The organism is Sphingomonas glacialis (assembly GCF_006439055.1).
Classification (GTDB): Bacteria; Pseudomonadota; Alphaproteobacteria; order Sphingomonadales; family Sphingomonadaceae; genus Sphingomonas; species Sphingomonas glacialis_A.
Window position 1 is genome coordinate 22,401 of the sequence record NZ_RCZC01000001.1, and the last position, 15,184, is coordinate 37,584.

The window sequence follows — 15,184 nt, forward strand, 5'->3', positions numbered from 1 at the left end:
CGCGGACCTCTCTGCGAGGCCCGCCCCACCCCCAACCCCTCCCCTGAAGGGGAGGGGCTATCCTCTCCTTAGGCCCCGCCGCGGCAAAGCCGCGTCGTCGGACGGGTTCGCTTGCGCGACCCGCCGGCCGGCCTGGCGCGAGTCAGCCGGGCGTAGCCGGCTGCCGCGCTGCGGCTCATTCACAGGCTGTTCAATCCTTCGTCCCTATGCGAAGCCGATGTCGATGCTCGTAACCGTATTGTTGGGACTGGCCACTGCCACCGCCCCGCCCCCACTGGCGGGCGTATGGCTGCAACATGTCGACCAGCGCGAAGCCTGGCGCGCACGCCGCGAAGGCCGCATCCTGCCGATCCGCGAGATCGAGGGGCGCGTCCTGCCGACGATGCGTGGCAGCCAGTATCTCGGCTTCGACTTCGACGCAGAGCGCGGGATTTACACGCTCAAGTTCCTGCGCGATGGAACCGTCATCTGGGTCGAGGTCGACGGCCGTTCGGGCGCGATCATCGGCCGCACCGGCAATTGAGCGCGTCCGCGCTCGTAAAGGGAACACAGACATGCGCGTATTGATCGTCGAGGATGAACCGAGCCTGGGCCAGCAGCTCAAGGCCACGCTGGAAGGTGCCGGCTATGCGATCGACCTCGCCACCGATGGCGAGGAAGGGCATTTCATGGGCTCGACCGAGAATTACGACGCGATCATTCTCGACCTCGGCCTGCCCGAGATCGACGGGCTGACCGTGCTCGACCGCTGGCGCAAGGAAGGCCGCACCGCCCCGGTGCTCGTGCTCACCGCGCGCGACAGCTGGTCGGACAAGGTTGCCGGGCTCGATGCCGGCGCCGACGATTATGTCGCCAAGCCGTTCCAGTCGGAGGAACTGATCGCCCGCCTGCGCGCGCTGATCCGCCGCGCCTCGGGCAATGCCTCGTCCGAACTGACCGCGGGCGGCGTCCGCCTCGACACGCGCAGCGGCAAGGTCACGCTCAACGGCGACCCGGTCAAGATGACCGCGCAGGAGTATAAGCTCCTCAGCTACCTGCTCCACCACAAGGGCAAGGTGGTCAGCCGCACCGAGCTGATCGAGCATATCTACGACCAGGATTTCGATCGCGATTCGAACACGATCGAAGTGTTCGTTACGCGCATCCGCAAGAAGCTCGGCCAGGACGTGATCACCACGATCCGGGGTCTCGGCTACAGCCTTGAAGATCCGGACGCGTAAACGTGGCCGAAGCCGACGCGACCGATTTTGTAGCGCCGCCCCTGCCCCCGCTCGAGGGCGATGCGCATCCGGCGATCCCGGTGCGCACCACGGGGTCGCTGTCGCGCCGCATGATCCTGATTGCGGCGGCGTGGATCCTGCTGCTGCTCACCGGCGGCGGCTATGCGCTTGACCGCGTGCTGACCGACGCGATCACGCGCAATGCCGACGCGCAGCTCGAAGACGTGCTGACCGCTTTGATCGTCTCGGGCGAGATCGGCCCGCAGGGCGAGGTCATTTCGAGCCGCGAGCCCGCCGACCAGCGTTTCCTCGAACCCAATTCGGGGCTGTATTGGCAGATCAGCGCGCCCGGCCAGGACTGGCTCGCGTCGCGCTCGCTCTGGGATCGCCGGCTCGCTTACGGCACCAAGCATAACGACCTCGGCGTCCATTCGTACGACAGCAACCAGTTCTTCGACCCCAAGGCGGAAAATCCCGAACGCCTTCGCATCGTCGAGCGCGACGCGACGCTGCCGGGGTCGAAGGTCCGCTGGCGCTTCCAGGTCGCGCAGACCCGCGACGGGCTCGACGCGCAGATCAAGGTCTTGCGCAAGACGCTGGTGCGCAGCTTCGCGCTGCTCGGCTTCGGGCTGATCGTGATGGCGGCGTTGCAGACCTTCTATGGCCTGTGGCCGCTCCGCAAAGTGCGCGAGGAGATCGCCCGGATGCGCGCCGGCAAGGCGCGGCAGATCGAACGGCCGATGCCGATCGAGGTCGCGCCGATGGTCGAGGAACTCAACGCGCTGATCGCGCATAACGAGCGCCAGGCCGAGGAAGCGCGCCGCCACGCGGGCAACCTCGCGCATGCGCTCAAGACGCCGCTCACCGTCATCATGAACGCCGCCACCGCCGAAGCCGTCGATCTTGGCGAGACGGTGGTGCGCGAGGCGCGGACGATGCGGCGACAGGTCGACCATCACCTTGCGCGGGCGCGCGCGGTCGGGCGGCGCGGGTCGGCGCACAGCCGAGCGGATGTGTGGCCGAGCCTCGAATCGGTCGAGCGCGCGGTCGGCATCCTCTATCGCCATGTGCGGATCGACACCGATGGGCCGAAGGATCTGCAGGTTCACGTCGAACGGCAGGATTTGGACGAGATGCTCGGCAATCTGATCGAGAATGCCGCGAAGTACGGCGGTGGATCGGTGTTCGTCACCGTCTCGAAGCATTCGGGCTTCGTCGAATTCCTGATCGAGGATGACGGCGTCGGCATCCCCGAGGAACAGCGGCTGCGGATCTTCGACCGCGGCGTGCGACTCGATTCGGGCAAGCCGGGCACCGGCCTGGGCATGGCAATCGTGCGCGATGTTGCGGAGATTTACGAAGGCACGGTGTCGCTGGAGGAGAGCGAAGATCTGGGCGGGTTGCTCGTGCGCTTGCGATTGCCGGCGGCGAATTGAGCGGCACGTGGCGGAAGCTCCGCGGCGGTAGCCCGCGGCGGCTTCCGACGACTGTACGCCATTGCCCGGCGTCGACTCGCGTCGGGAAAGCAGTCGCTCGCGTGGGGTTATCATCGATCGGTTGGTTCGCTAGCATGCACCGATGAAGCTTGCGGTTATCTCTGACATCCACGGAAATGTCGCCGCGCTCGATGCCGTCCTGGCCGATGCCGCTACTCGGCAGGTTGAGCAGATCGTCAACCTTGGGGACATCTGTTCCGGCGGATTGTTCCCTCGCGAAACGGCCGAGCGGCTGATGCCGCTCGGTTTTCCGACGATACGCGGCAACCACGAACGCCAGCTTTCGGACCAGACCCTTGAGCAGATGGGCCTGTCGGACCGGCACGCTGCCACGACGATGCTTCCCGAGCAGCTTGCCTGGCTCGCAGCGCTGCCGGCGACACGTCGCGTGTCCGATGATGTGCTTCTTGTTCATGGCACGCCCGACAGCGACCTGACCTATCTCCTTGAAACCGTGACGGAGCGGGGCATCCGCCCGGCCACCGCCGACGAAGTCGAACAGCGCCTCGGGAGCGTCGATGCGTCGGTGATCCTGTGTGGACACACCCACCTGCAACGCGCAATGGCGCTCGATGATGGACGTTTGATCGTCAATCCAGGAAGCGTCGGCCTGCCTGCCTATGAGGATGACCGGCCTTATCCGCATCTGGTGGAGAGTGGATCGCCGCATGCACGATACGCGGTCTTGTCCAACGAGGGCAGCGGCTGGGCGGTGAGCCTGCTTTCCGTTGCGTATGACTGGGAGCAGGCCGCGCGTGACGCCGAAGCCAATGGTCGCGCTGACTGGTCGAGAGCGTTGCGGAGTGGTCGCGTCTAGCACGGCAAGCTATCGACCGGTTGCCGCGATCGCGAAAGCAGACCTGGACCTGTGCGCCAGAAGCAGACCGGCCCGTCGCCCCGGCGGAGGCCGGGGCCGCTCGGTGGCTTGGCGGACGGTTTGTCCCAAACGGAGCGACCCCGGCTTCCGCCGGGGCGACGGTCGGGTTGACGGCAGCTATCCCCTAAACGCGGATATACCCCCGGCCAAAGGGGGGGCGGGTGCGCGGAGACCAGCGTTGGCCATCGGCCGACAGCTGCGACTCCCCCCGCGCAATTAGCGCCAGCTACGGCCGTCCGCCCCGGCGCAGCCATACGGCGGCAATTGCCCTGGGAAACGCTGCTGCAGCTTGTGGCAGCCCCAATTGCGCAGCGGCCCGGGCATATAGCCGTTGAGCGCGATGCCGACCTCGTCATACGGGCTCTGCGCCTGCGCGACGTACATGTACCAGCGTCCGCCGAACATCACCGCGGCCGCGATGAGGACGACACATACGACTTGAAAGATTTTCTGCATTACGGCCCTTTTTGAAACGGGGGCCGCCCTTGGCAGACAAAGCCGATGGCATTCAACCGCTAACGGGCGAAGCGTTCCGACCGTCCGCCCGCCTTCGACCCGCCGCTCATTCGTTCCCGATCAACCCGCCGAGCAGCCCGCCGACCACCGCGCCCGCAGCACCGCCGCCGACTAGGCGGCCGATCCCCGCGCCCGCTGCCGCACCGCGCTCCTCATTCCCCGGCAGATGACGCGCGACCTCTTCCGCAAGATTCATGATCGGCATCGATTGCAGCCAGACCTTGCCCGGCCCGGTGAGCGTAGCGAGGAACAGCCCCTCGCCGCCGAACAATATGTTGCGGAAGCCGCGCACCATCTGGATGTCGGTCGAGACGGTCGGCTCCTGGATGCCGATATGCCCGGCATGGACGCGCAGCCGCTCGCCGGGGGCGAGGTCCTTCTCGATCACCTCGCCCGACAGGTCGAGGAACACCGTGCCCGGCCCGGTGACGCGCTGGAGGATAAAGCCCTCGCCCGCGAACACGCCGGCGCCCAACCGCTGCTGGAAGGCGATGTCGAGCGACACCGAATATTCGGCGCAGAGGAAGGTCTCCTTGCGGCAGAGCAGCGATTCGCCGGCACGCAGCGTGCGCGCGATGATCTTGCCGGGGAAGCGTGGCGCGAAGGCGACGTGCGCGGGATCATCGGCGATATATTCGGTGATGAAGATGCTGCCGCCCGACATCGCGCGCTTGAGGCCGGCGAAGAGGCCGCCGCCGGTGTGCGTGTCCATCCGGATGCCGTCGCTCATCCACGCCATCGCATGCGTCTGGCTGACGATCCGCTCGCCGCGATCGAGATCGATCGAGACGGTCTGCATTACGGTGCCTGCGATGTCGTAGCGCATGGTTGGAGCGCCCCTGGCTGTGGTGCACTGACGTAACACAGCTCGGGCAACGATGGAATATGCGCGCCTCCCCTCGTCACTCCGGGCTTGTCCCGGGGGCCACCGTGCCGCGCGTTCTACGGTACCAGCGTGCGCGCCGCGGTGAGCCCCGGGACAAGGCCGGGGTGACGGCGGGCATTACGCCGCGATGGCGACGTCTTGCATGACCTGCGCGGTGATCGTCAGACTGCGCTTGCGCGCCTCGTGATCGTAGATCGAACTCGCGATCATCAGCTCATCGACGCCGGTGCGCGCGACGAACGCGGCGATCTCGCGCGCGACCTTGGCCGGGCCGCCGACCGCCGAGCACGACAGCACATGGTCGAGGATCGCGGCACCTTGCGCACCGAGGCTGTCGCGATAGCCCGCGACGGGCGGCGGGAGTCGGCGCGGGTTGCCGGTGCGCAAAGCGACGAACGCCTGCTGCTGCGAGCTCGCGAGCAATTCGCCTTCAGCATCGGTATCGGCAGCGAAGACGTTGAAGCCCGCCATCACATGCGGCCGGGCGAGCGCAGCCGAGGGGCGGAACGTCCGGCGATAGATGTCGATCGCCGCCATCAGCGAATCGGGCGCGAAGTGCGAGGCGAAGGCATAGGGCAGCCCGAGCATCGCGGCGAGCTGCGCGCCGAAGGTGCTCGACCCGAGGATCCACAGCGACACGTCGGCGCCCGCGCCGGGCGTCGCGACGATGCCGGTCTGGCCGTCGTTCGCGAAATAGCTCTGCAGCTCGACAACGTCGCGCGGGAAGGCGTTGGCGTCGGTCTCCAAGTTGCGACGCATCGCGCGCGCGACAATCTGGTCAGAACCAGGCGCGCGGCCGAGGCCGAGGTCGATCCGGCCGGGGAAGAGCGCGTCGAGCGTGCCGAACTGCTCGGCGATCGCGAGCGGGGCGTGGTTGGGGAGCATGATCCCACCGGCACCGACGCGGATCGTCGAGGTGGCGGCGGCGATATGGCCGAGCACGACCGAGGTGGCGGCGCTGGCGATGCCGGTCATGCCGTGATGCTCGGCGGTCCAGTAGCGGTTGAAGCCTTGCGCCTCGGCGTGCTGTGCGAGGTCGGCGGCGTTGGCGAGCGCCTGCGCCACGGTGCCGCCTTCGACGACGGGGACGAGATCGAGCAGGGAGTATTGGGTCATGTAAGGGATGTGGGGAGGATTTGTGGTTGCGCTAGGGGTGTGTCCGGCCCTCGCCCCGAATCTCCTCCCCTCCCTGGAAGGGTGGGGGTGGGCGTGGGTTGCTCTCAATGGGAACGTCACGGCCGCCACGGGCCGACCCACCCCCAGCCCCTCCCTTTCAGGGAGGGGAGGAACTTGCCGCAGCGGCGCTCGCCGCTTAGAGCCACCCCATGGACCCACGCCTCGCCCATATCCGCACCTGGATCTTTGATCTCGACAACACGCTCTACCCGTCGAGCGCACGGCTGTTCGACCAGATCGACGCACGGATGACGGGCTATATCGCCGACAAGTTCCAGGTCGATCTGGTCGAAGCGCGCCGTATCCAGAAGGGCTATTTCCACGCCCACGGCACCACGCTCGCCGGCTTGATGGCCGAGCACGACGTCGACCCCCACGCCTTTCTCGACCATGTCCACGACATCGAGATGGACGTGCTCGAGGAAAACGCGCCGCTCGCCGCCGCAATCGCCAAACTGCCGGGGCGGAAACTCGTCTTCACCAATGCCGACGTGCCGTATGCCAGCAAGGTGCTCGCCAAGCTCGGGCTCGGCGAGAGCTTCGAGGCGATCCACGACGTCCATGCGATGGACCTGATCCCCAAGCCGCAGGCGTCTGCGTACGCCGGGCTGTGCGCGGCGTTCGATCTCGACCCTGCGACCTGCCTGTTCGCCGAGGACATGGCGCGCAACCTCGCGCCCGCCAAGGCGATCGGCATGACGACCCTGTGGGTCGACAATGGCTCCGAGCAGACGCCGGGCGGCGACGACCGTTCTTTCATCGACTTCACCTGCGCCGACATCACGGCGTGGCTCCACGACCATACGGGGGATTCATGAGCGACCTGCAACAGACCATCGAAGGCGCGTGGGACGCGCGCGACACGATCAGCTTCGAGACCAAGGGCGATGTCCGCGACGCGGTCGAGCAGGCGCTGCTCCAGCTCGATTCGGGCGCGATGCGCGTCGCCGAGCCGACCGGCGACGGCAGCTGGCAGGTCAACCAGTGGCTCAAGAAAGCAGTGCTGCTGTCGTTCCGGCTGAACGACAACAGCCTGGTCGAGGGCGGCGCAGGCGGCGCGCCCGCATTCGACAAGGTGCCCTCGAAGTTCGCCGGCTGGGGCGAGGCCGAGTTCCGCGCGGGTGGCTTCCGTGTCGTTCCAGGCGCGGTCGCGCGGCGTGGCGCATTCATCGGCAAGGGCGCGATCCTGATGCCGAGCTTCGTCAACATCGGCGCATATGTCGGTGAAAGCACGATGGTCGACACTTGGGCGACGGTCGGCAGCTGCGCGCAGATCGGCAAGGGCGTGCATCTCTCGGGCGGCGCGGGGATCGGCGGCGTACTCGAACCGCTCCAGGCCGACCCGGTGATCATCGGCGACGGCGCGTTCATCGGCGCGCGCGCCGAGGTCGCCGAGGGCGTTCGCGTCGGTGAAGGCGCGGTGCTGTCGATGGGCGTGTATCTCGGCGCGTCGACCAAGATCATCGATCGCGCGACGGGCGAAGTGTTCCGCGGTGAGGTGCCGCCGTATTCGGTGGTCGTGCCAGGCTCGACCGGTGGCGGCGACGGCAAGCCGGCGCTGTATTGCGCGGTGATCGTCAAGCGCGTCGATGCGCAGACGCGCTCGAAGACCAGCATCAACGAACTGCTGCGCGACTGACGGCTCCTCTCCTCCCTGGAGGGGAGGGGATCGAGGGGTGGGTTGCTCTCAATGGGAACGTTACGCCCGCCACGGGCCGACCCACCCCAACCCCTCCCTTCCAGGGAGGGGGAGAAGGTCAGTCTCGACAACGTAACGAACGCCGCCTAGTCCCTCCGCAAACTAAGAGGATGCTTCACCGATGACCGCTACCGCTTCCAAGACGCTCGACCGTGTTCTCGTGCTCGAAATGGTCCGCGTGACCGAGGCGGCGGCGATCGCCGCTTCGACGCTCACCGGGCGCGGCGACGAGAAGGCGGCGGATGCGGCGGCGGTCGATGCGATGCGCACCGCGCTCAACTCGCTCTACATGGACGGCACCGTCGTCATCGGCGAGGGCGAGCGCGACGAGGCGCCGATGCTGTTCATCGGCGAAAAGGTGGGCTCGGCGATCGGCAAGGGCCCGAAGATCGACATCGCGCTCGATCCGCTCGAAGGCACGACGATCTGCGCCACCGCCGGCCCGAACGCGCTCGCGGTGCTCGCAATCGCCGAAGAAGGCGGGCTGCTCAACGCGCCGGACGTGTACATGGACAAGATCGCGGTCGGTCCGGGATATCCCGAGGGGATCATCGATCTCGACAAGTCGCCGACCGAGAACGTCACAGCGCTCGCCGCTGCCAAGGGCGTCAAGCCGTCGGACATCATCGCCTGCGTGCTCGACCGCCCGCGTCATGCCAAGATCATCGCCGAGCTGCGCGCGATCGGCTGCGGGATCATGCTGATCGGCGACGGCGACGTCGCTGGCGTGATCGCGACGACCAACCCCGACACGACGATCGACATCTATATGGGCTCGGGCGGCGCGCCTGAGGGCGTGCTCGCGTGCGCGGCTCTCCGCTGCGTCGGTGGCCAGTTCAAGGGCCGCCTGCTGTTCCGCAACGACGACGAGCGCGCGCGTGCGGCAAAGTGGGGCGTGACCGATCTCGACAAGCAGTACGATCTGACCGAGCTGGCGCGCGGCGACTGCATCTTCGCGGCAACCGGCGTGACCGACGGCTCGCTGCTCGCCGGCGTCAAGCGCAAGGGCACGATCATGACGACCGAGAGCGTCGTGATGCGTGCGAGCTCGGGCACGGTGCGCTGGGTCAAGGGCGAACACCGGATCTGAGGCGATCGAAGCCCCTCCCCTTTAGGGGAGGGGTTTGGGTGGGGAAGTGCCGGGCGCTGGTCTCTGCGAGGCACGCCCCACCCCCAACCCCTCCCCTGAAGGGGAAGGGCTTATAGACAATCGTCACCCCGGGCTTGTCCCGGGGTCCACCGTGCAGCACACTTGCGGTGTGAACGTTCGCGGCACGGTGGACCCCGGCACGAGGCCGGGGTGACGTTTAGGGGTTCGGTATGCGGAAAGTTGTGGCGGCGCTGGCTGCAGGTGTAGCGCTGGCCGGCCCGATCGCCGCGCGACCGCAAGCGGCGCCCGTAGCGGCCCCTGCCCCCGCGCTCTCCCCCTACACCTACGAAGAAGTGATGATCCCGATGCGCGACGGCGCTCGGTTGCAGACGGTCATCCTGCGCCCGCGGAACCAGACCGGGCCGCTGCCGATCCTCTTCTCGCGCACGCCCTACGGCGTCCCCGATTCCGCCCCGAAAAAGACTCCCGGCAACCAGGTCGCGCTCGACCGCGACGGCTATATCTATGTTGATCAATCGATGCGCGGGCGCTTCAAGTCCGATGGCGTCTTCACGCTGTCGACCGCGGTGCATCCCGGCGACCCCAAGCTGGTCGACGAATCGACCGACGCCTATGACAGCATCGACTGGCTGGTGAAGAATGTTGCGCAGAACAATGGCAAGGTCGGGATGTGGGGCGTCTCCTACCCCGGCTTCGCCGCCGCGATCGCGCTGATCGGCCCGCACCCCGCGCTGAAGGCGGTGAGCCCGCAGGCGGCGTGGGTCGATTACTGGCAGTCGGACGATCTCCACCGCAACGGCGCGCTCCGTCTCTCCTATGCGACCGATTGGCTGGCGATGCTCCAGCTCGACAAGACGCAGGACACGACCTTTCAGTACGATCGCTACGATACCTACGACTGGTTCCTCGCCAAGGGCCCGGTCGAGCAGATCGACAAGACCGAATTCAAGGGCAAGGTGCCGATGTTCACCGCCTTGCTCGACCATCCCAATCACGACGCCTTCTACACCGACCAGCGCTGGAGCGATCGGCTCGGCAAGACGACCGTGCCGACGCTCAACGTCGCGGGCTATTGGGATCAGGAAGACCCTTCGGGCTCGTGGCAGATCTATCTCAAGCAGGCGCAGAACGATCCCGACCATCTCGCCACGATGGTCGCGGGCCCCTGGGCGCATGGCTGGTGGCAGCGCCCGACCGATGCGCTCGGGCCGATCCCCTATGGCGTGCCGAGCGGGTCGCAGTTCCAGGAACAGATCCAGGCGCCGTTCTTCGCCTATTGGCTCCATGGCACGGGCGCGAAACCGACGACCGGCGTGAAGAGCTTCCAGAGCGGCAGCTGGACGTGGAAGAGCTACACGGCGTGGCCGGCGGCGGACGCCAAGCCGACCGACCTGTATCTCCATGCCGACGGCTCGCTGTCCTTCACCGCCCCCGCCGCGGGCGAGGTGTGCCGCGACTATGTCTCGGACCCGGCCAACCCCGTGCCGTTCCGCGCGCGGCCGATGTCGGGGACGTATCTCTCGCCCGACTGGTCGTGGTGGGAAGCGGCCGATCAGCGCTTCCTCGGCGGGCGGCCCGACGTGCTGAGCTATACCAGCGCGCCACTGGAAAAGGATCTGACCGTAACCGGGCATGTGCTGGCGCAGCTCGCCGCGTCGACCAGCGGGACCGACAGCGATTTCGTCGTCAAGCTGGTCGACGTCTATCCCGACACCCAGGTGCAGAACGCCGAATCGCCCAAGCCGGGCGATTATGCGAAATCGCTCAACGGCTACCAGCTCCCGATCGCGATGGACGTCCGCCGCGGGCGCTTCCTGGCGAGCGACACCGCGCCGCAGCCGCTGGTGCCGGGCAAGGTGACACGCTGGGAGGTCCCCTTGCGCGAGCACGACCATGTCTTCCTGAAAGGCCACCGGCTGATGGTGCAGGTCCAGTCGAGCTGGTTCCCGGTGATCGACCGCAACCCGCAGCGCTTCGTACCCAATATCGCGCGCGCGAAGCCGGCGGATTTCGTCAAGGCGACGCAGAAGGTGTGTGCCGGCTCGAAGATCGTATTGCCGGTGATGCCATGAAATCCTCCCCCGGGAACCGGGGGAGGTGGCAGCCGAAGGCTGACGGAGGGGGCCGACACGGGCGGTGTCCTTGCGGAGAGGTCGTCCCCCTCCACCCTTCGCTGAAGGCTCAGGGTCCCCCTCCCCCGCTGCGCGGGGAAGGATTTTTGCTTAGTTCTTCATGCGCCAGCCGGTCTTGAAGATCCACGAGATCACCCCGAGGCACGCCACCAGGAACAGCGCCGTTACCCCGAGGCTCAACCCCACCGACACGTCGCCCTTGTCGAAGAACGCCCAGCGGAAGCCGCTCACCAGATAGACCACCGGGTTGAACAGGCTGACCGTCCGCCACGGCTGCGGCAGCATGTCGATCGAATAGAAAGCGCCGCCGAGGAAGGTCAGCGGCGTGATCAGCAGCGCGGGGATGAAGTTCAATTGCTCGAACCCCTTGGCCCAGACGCCGATGATGAAGCCGAACAGGCTGAACGCCACGCTTGTCAGCACGAGGAAGGCGAGCATCGCGAACGGATGGACGATGCTGAGCGGCACGAACAGCGACGCGGTGGCGAGGATGATGAGGCCGAGCACGATCGACTTGGTCGCAGCCGCGCCGACATAACCGACCACCATTTCCATCGCCGAGACGGGCGCCGAGAGCAGTTCGAACACGGTGCCGGTGAATTTGGGGAAATAGATGCCGATCGACGCATTCGAGATGCTCTGCGTCAGCAGCGACAGCATGATGAGGCCCGGCACGATGAAGCTGCCGTAGCCGACCCCGCCGACGGTGCTGATCTTCGACCCGATCGCCCCGCCGAACACGACGAAATAGAGCGAGGTGGTGATGACGGGGGTGACGAGGCTCTGCCACAGCGTGCGCAGCGCGCGCGCCATCTCGAAGCGGTAGATCGCCCAGATGCCGTGATAGTTGACCGCGGGGGCTTTCGTGGCGCTGCTCATGCCGCGTCCTTCTGTTCGACCAGGTCGACGAAAATGTCCTCGAGCGAGCTCTTGTGCGTCTCGAGGTCCTTGTAGCCGATGCCCTGCGCGCCGAGCGCGGCGAGGAGATCGGGGATGCGCTCGTCCTCAGCGTCGAAGGCATAGATCAACCGCCCGTCCTCGGCGATCTTGAGCGGCCACGCGGCAAGCGCCGCGGGAACCGCCGACAACGGCTCGGACAGCGTGATCCGCAACTCGCGCTTGCCGAGCTTGCGCATCAAGGCGGCCTTCTGCTCGACCAGGATGATCCGGCCCTTGTCGATCACACCGACGCGGTCGGCCATTTCCTCGGCCTCCTCGATGTAATGCGTCGTCAGGATGATCGTCGTGCCGCCAGCGCGCAGCTTGTGGACGAGCCGCCACATATCGCGGCGCAAAGCCACGTCGACACCCGCAGTCGGTTCGTCGAGGAAGAGGATCTCGGGTTCGTGGCTCAGCGCCTTGGCGATCAGCACGCGGCGCTTCATCCCGCCCGACAGCTCGCGGATCTTGGCGTCGCGCTTGTCCCATAGCGACAGGTCGCGCAGCACCTGCTCGATATGCGCATCGTCGGGGGCCTTGCCGAACAGGCGGCGGCTGAACTTGACCGTGGCGAGCACCGTCTCGAACATGTCGACCGACAGTTCCTGCGGCACGAGGCCGATCGCGCGGCGCGCACTGCGGAAATCCTTCTGCGCGTCATGCCCGAGCACAGTTACGGTCCCCGTACTTGGCGTCACGATGCCGCAGATGATCGAGATCAGCGTCGTCTTGCCCGCGCCGTTGGGCCCGAGCAACGCGAAGATCTCGCCCCGCGCAATGTCGAGATCGACCGGTTCGAGCGCGCGATGTCCCGAGGCGTATGTCTTCGACACGCCCGCGACCGATAGAATGGTGTCCATGCTGCCCCCGTTTCTGCTGGCGCAGATAGGGCGGCGGCGGAGAGATAACAACCGCTCGGTACACAACGTCGCCCCGGCGTAGGCCGGGGCCGCTGCATTTTGTGCGAACTGGCTGCCACCACCGCAGCGGCCCCGGCCTTCGCCGGGGCGACGGTTACTTTTTCGCGCGCACTTCGGCGATCGCCTTTTGCAACTCCTCGAGCGGGAGCGCCGACGACACGATCTTGTTGCCGATCACCCAGCTCGGCGTGCCCGTCATGCCGAGCGCACGCGCGATCGTCTCGTTCGAGGTGATCTCCTGCTCGGCACGCGGCGCATAGGCCGCGGCGCGCGCAGCATCGACACCGGCGGTCTTGGCCGCCGCCGCGATGCTCTGCGCGGTCACCGGGCCGCCGGCATAGAGCGCATCGTGGAACGCCTGGAACTTGCCCTGCTCGGCCGCCGCCAGACTCATCCGCGCGGCATCGACGCTGCTCTGCGCGAGGATCGGGAAGTCGCGATAGACGATGCGGATCTTCGGGTCGCTCTTCAGCAACGCCGCGATCGTCGGCAGGCTCGCGCGGCAATAGCCGCAATTGTAATCGAAATATTCGACCAGCGTGACGTCGGGGTTGGCGCTCCCCGCCCAGGCGCTGCCGACGGGCGTGTAGATCGCGCTGCGGTTCGCAGCGATCGTCTCGGCATGGCCGCGGTCGCGCAGCGCGTCCATCGCCGCAGGCAGAATCTCGGGATGCGCCATCAGATAATCATGCACCACGCCCTCGACGCGTGTGCGTTCACCCCCGCTCGCCGGGATCAGCCGCTCGAGGCTGGCAAAACCCGCCGCGCCGATCAACCCCGAGACCAGCGCGAGGGTTATGGAAGTCCAGGCCGGGCGCATCAGCGTTTCTTCTTATATTTCTTGGGATTGTCGTCGATCTCGTTCTGCGAGGCGAGCGCGATGTCCTGCGCACGGATCCAGTCGACGCCGTTGGGCGGCAGCCCCTGCATCGCACCCCGCGCGCTGTACGCCGCGAGCCGGACGTTGCCCGTCAGGCTCGCTTGCTCCGCGCTGGCGAGCAAGGCGCGCGGCTGGTCGCCCATCGCCTCGTAAACGGTGCCCAATTGATACCAGGCGAAGGGATTTTCATCGTCGCGCGCCACCGCCTGGCGGAGCACCTTGACCGCCTCGGGGTAGTTCGCCTTGTCCTCGGTCGCGATCAGCGCGTGGCCGAAGGTCGTCGCGATCAGCGGCGCGTTGCGCGACAGGTCGGTCGCCTCGCGCAAGGGGGGAAGCGCCTGGAGCGGCTTGCCCGCCTCGAGCAGGATCTGGCCCTGGATCTCGAGGAAATACGGATCGTGCGGCGCGGCCTTGATCAGCGCGGCGGCCTCGGCATCGGCTTTCTCGGGGTAAGCCGATTTGTGCCAGGCATAAGCGCGCGCATAATGCGCGTAGAGGCTCTGGTCGGAGTCGGGATAGGTGTTGAGCGTGGTCTTGGGGTCGGCGACATAGCCGAGCAGCTTGGCCTTCACGCGCTTGAACTGTTCCTCGAGCCCCTGGTCAGGCGTCTTCCCGTATGCCGGCGATGCGATGACGTCGGCGGTCAGGCTGGCGATGCGCTCGCCCGAGAGCGGGTGGCTCTGCGCGAACGGGTCGATGTTCTTCAGGCCGTAGGCATATTCTTCGTTCTGCAGTTTCTTGAAGAAGGTCAGCATGCCCTTGCCGGTGACGCCGGCCTCGCGCAGGAATTTGGCGCCGGTGGCGTCGGCGGTCGATTCCTGGACGCGGCTGAAAGCGAGGAACTTGCCCTGCGCCGCGGTCGTGCCGGCCGAAAGGATCCCCGCCCCCGCCTCGGGTGCCCCCGCCGCGATCGCCGCGACGCCGAGCACCATGCTGAGGATCGAGATGCCGAGCGCGGGCTTGATCCCGGCATCCATCAGCACGACGTGCCCGTCGGCGACGTGGCCGAGCTCGTGCGCGATCACGCCCTGCACCTGATTGGCATTGTCGGCGGCCTGGATCAGCCCCGAATGGACATAGATCGTCTGCCCGCCGGCGGTGAAGGCGTTGATCGAATCGTCGTTGATCAGGACGACCTTGACGTTATTGGGCGAGAGGCCGGCCGCCAGGATCAGCGGGCGCGACATCTCGTTGAACATCGCCTCGGTCTCGGCATCGCGCAGGATCGACTGCGCCGCCGCCGGTTGCGCCCAGACAAGGAGGGAGGCCGCGCAGACCGCGAAGAACCGCTTCATACAGCCCGTATCGCCGAGATCGGTGATCGGGGCAACG

At 66.8% G+C, this 15,184-nt stretch carries 15 protein-coding genes; 8 read left to right on the top strand and 7 right to left on the bottom strand.

What is annotated here, in order from left to right; genetic code table 11:
• The first annotated feature begins 217 nt into the window (after positions 1–217).
• The 4 genes from EAH76_RS00085 (at position 218) to EAH76_RS00100 (ending at position 3,533) form a co-directional block, all read left to right on the top strand.
• Positions 218–523, top strand: coding sequence for a hypothetical protein (locus EAH76_RS00085; RefSeq protein ID WP_140846557.1), 306 nt, complete (start codon positions 218–220; stop codon positions 521–523).
• A 31-nt stretch (positions 524–554) separates the two neighbouring features.
• Complete coding sequence (locus EAH76_RS00090) at positions 555–1,220, top strand: response regulator transcription factor (RefSeq protein WP_140846559.1); 666 nt, start codon at positions 555–557, stop codon at positions 1,218–1,220.
• A 2-nt stretch (positions 1,221–1,222) separates the two neighbouring features.
• The gene (locus EAH76_RS00095) at positions 1,223–2,656 is read left to right on the top strand and encodes a sensor histidine kinase (RefSeq protein WP_140846561.1); all 1,434 of its coding nucleotides are present in this window, start codon (positions 1,223–1,225) and stop codon (positions 2,654–2,656) included.
• A gap of 142 nt (positions 2,657–2,798) precedes the next feature.
• Complete coding sequence (locus tag EAH76_RS00100; protein WP_140846563.1) at positions 2,799–3,533, top strand: metallophosphoesterase family protein; 735 nt, start codon at positions 2,799–2,801, stop codon at positions 3,531–3,533.
• A 276-nt stretch (positions 3,534–3,809) separates the two neighbouring features.
• Here the strand turns inward: EAH76_RS00100 and EAH76_RS00105 are convergent, their stop codons facing one another.
• The 3 genes from EAH76_RS00105 to EAH76_RS00115 all read right to left on the bottom strand — a co-directional run bounded on the left by EAH76_RS00105 (position 3,810) and on the right by EAH76_RS00115 (position 6,111).
• Positions 3,810–4,049, bottom strand: a complete 240-nt coding sequence (locus EAH76_RS00105) for a hypothetical protein (protein WP_140846564.1) — start codon at positions 4,047–4,049, stop codon at positions 3,810–3,812.
• Positions 4,050–4,155: 106 nt separating this feature from the next.
• Entirely contained in the window at positions 4,156–4,935 is a 780-nt protein-coding gene (locus EAH76_RS00110) for a TIGR00266 family protein (protein WP_140846566.1), read from the bottom strand.
• Positions 4,936–5,112: 177 nt separating this feature from the next.
• Positions 5,113–6,111 (bottom strand): LLM class flavin-dependent oxidoreductase, encoded by a 999-nt coding sequence (locus EAH76_RS00115; protein ID WP_140846568.1) that lies wholly within the window; start codon positions 6,109–6,111, stop codon positions 5,113–5,115.
• Between the two features lie 209 nt (positions 6,112–6,320).
• Between EAH76_RS00115 and EAH76_RS00120 the strand changes: the two genes are divergently transcribed.
• The 4 genes from EAH76_RS00120 to EAH76_RS00135 all read left to right on the top strand — a co-directional run bounded on the left by EAH76_RS00120 (position 6,321) and on the right by EAH76_RS00135 (position 11,053).
• Positions 6,321–6,989, top strand: coding sequence for a pyrimidine 5'-nucleotidase (locus EAH76_RS00120; protein ID WP_140846569.1), 669 nt, complete (start codon positions 6,321–6,323; stop codon positions 6,987–6,989).
• Entirely contained in the window at positions 6,986–7,810 is an 825-nt protein-coding gene (dapD, locus tag EAH76_RS00125) for a 2,3,4,5-tetrahydropyridine-2,6-dicarboxylate N-succinyltransferase (RefSeq protein WP_140846571.1), read from the top strand. The genes EAH76_RS00120 and dapD overlap by 4 nt, the downstream gene beginning before the upstream one ends.
• A gap of 181 nt (positions 7,811–7,991) precedes the next feature.
• Positions 7,992–8,960, top strand: coding sequence for a class II fructose-bisphosphatase (gene glpX / locus EAH76_RS00130; RefSeq protein ID WP_140846573.1), 969 nt, complete (start codon positions 7,992–7,994; stop codon positions 8,958–8,960).
• Between the two features lie 230 nt (positions 8,961–9,190).
• Positions 9,191–11,053, top strand: coding sequence for a CocE/NonD family hydrolase (locus tag EAH76_RS00135; protein ID WP_140846574.1), 1,863 nt, complete (start codon positions 9,191–9,193; stop codon positions 11,051–11,053).
• Between the two features lie 150 nt (positions 11,054–11,203).
• Here the strand turns inward: EAH76_RS00135 and EAH76_RS00140 are convergent, their stop codons facing one another.
• The 4 genes from EAH76_RS00140 to EAH76_RS00155 form a co-directional block, all read right to left on the bottom strand.
• Complete coding sequence (locus EAH76_RS00140; protein WP_140846576.1) at positions 11,204–11,992, bottom strand: ABC transporter permease; 789 nt, start codon at positions 11,990–11,992, stop codon at positions 11,204–11,206.
• Entirely contained in the window at positions 11,989–12,912 is a 924-nt protein-coding gene (locus EAH76_RS00145; protein ID WP_140846579.1) for an ABC transporter ATP-binding protein, read from the bottom strand. The genes EAH76_RS00140 and EAH76_RS00145 overlap by 4 nt, the downstream gene beginning before the upstream one ends.
• Positions 12,913–13,066: 154 nt before the next feature.
• Positions 13,067–13,792, bottom strand: coding sequence for a DsbA family protein (locus tag EAH76_RS00150; RefSeq protein ID WP_140846581.1), 726 nt, complete (start codon positions 13,790–13,792; stop codon positions 13,067–13,069).
• Complete coding sequence (locus tag EAH76_RS00155; RefSeq protein WP_140846583.1) at positions 13,792–15,147, bottom strand: M48 family metalloprotease; 1,356 nt, start codon at positions 15,145–15,147, stop codon at positions 13,792–13,794. The genes EAH76_RS00150 and EAH76_RS00155 overlap by 1 nt, the downstream gene beginning before the upstream one ends.
• Between the last annotated feature and the right edge of the window lie 37 nt (positions 15,148–15,184).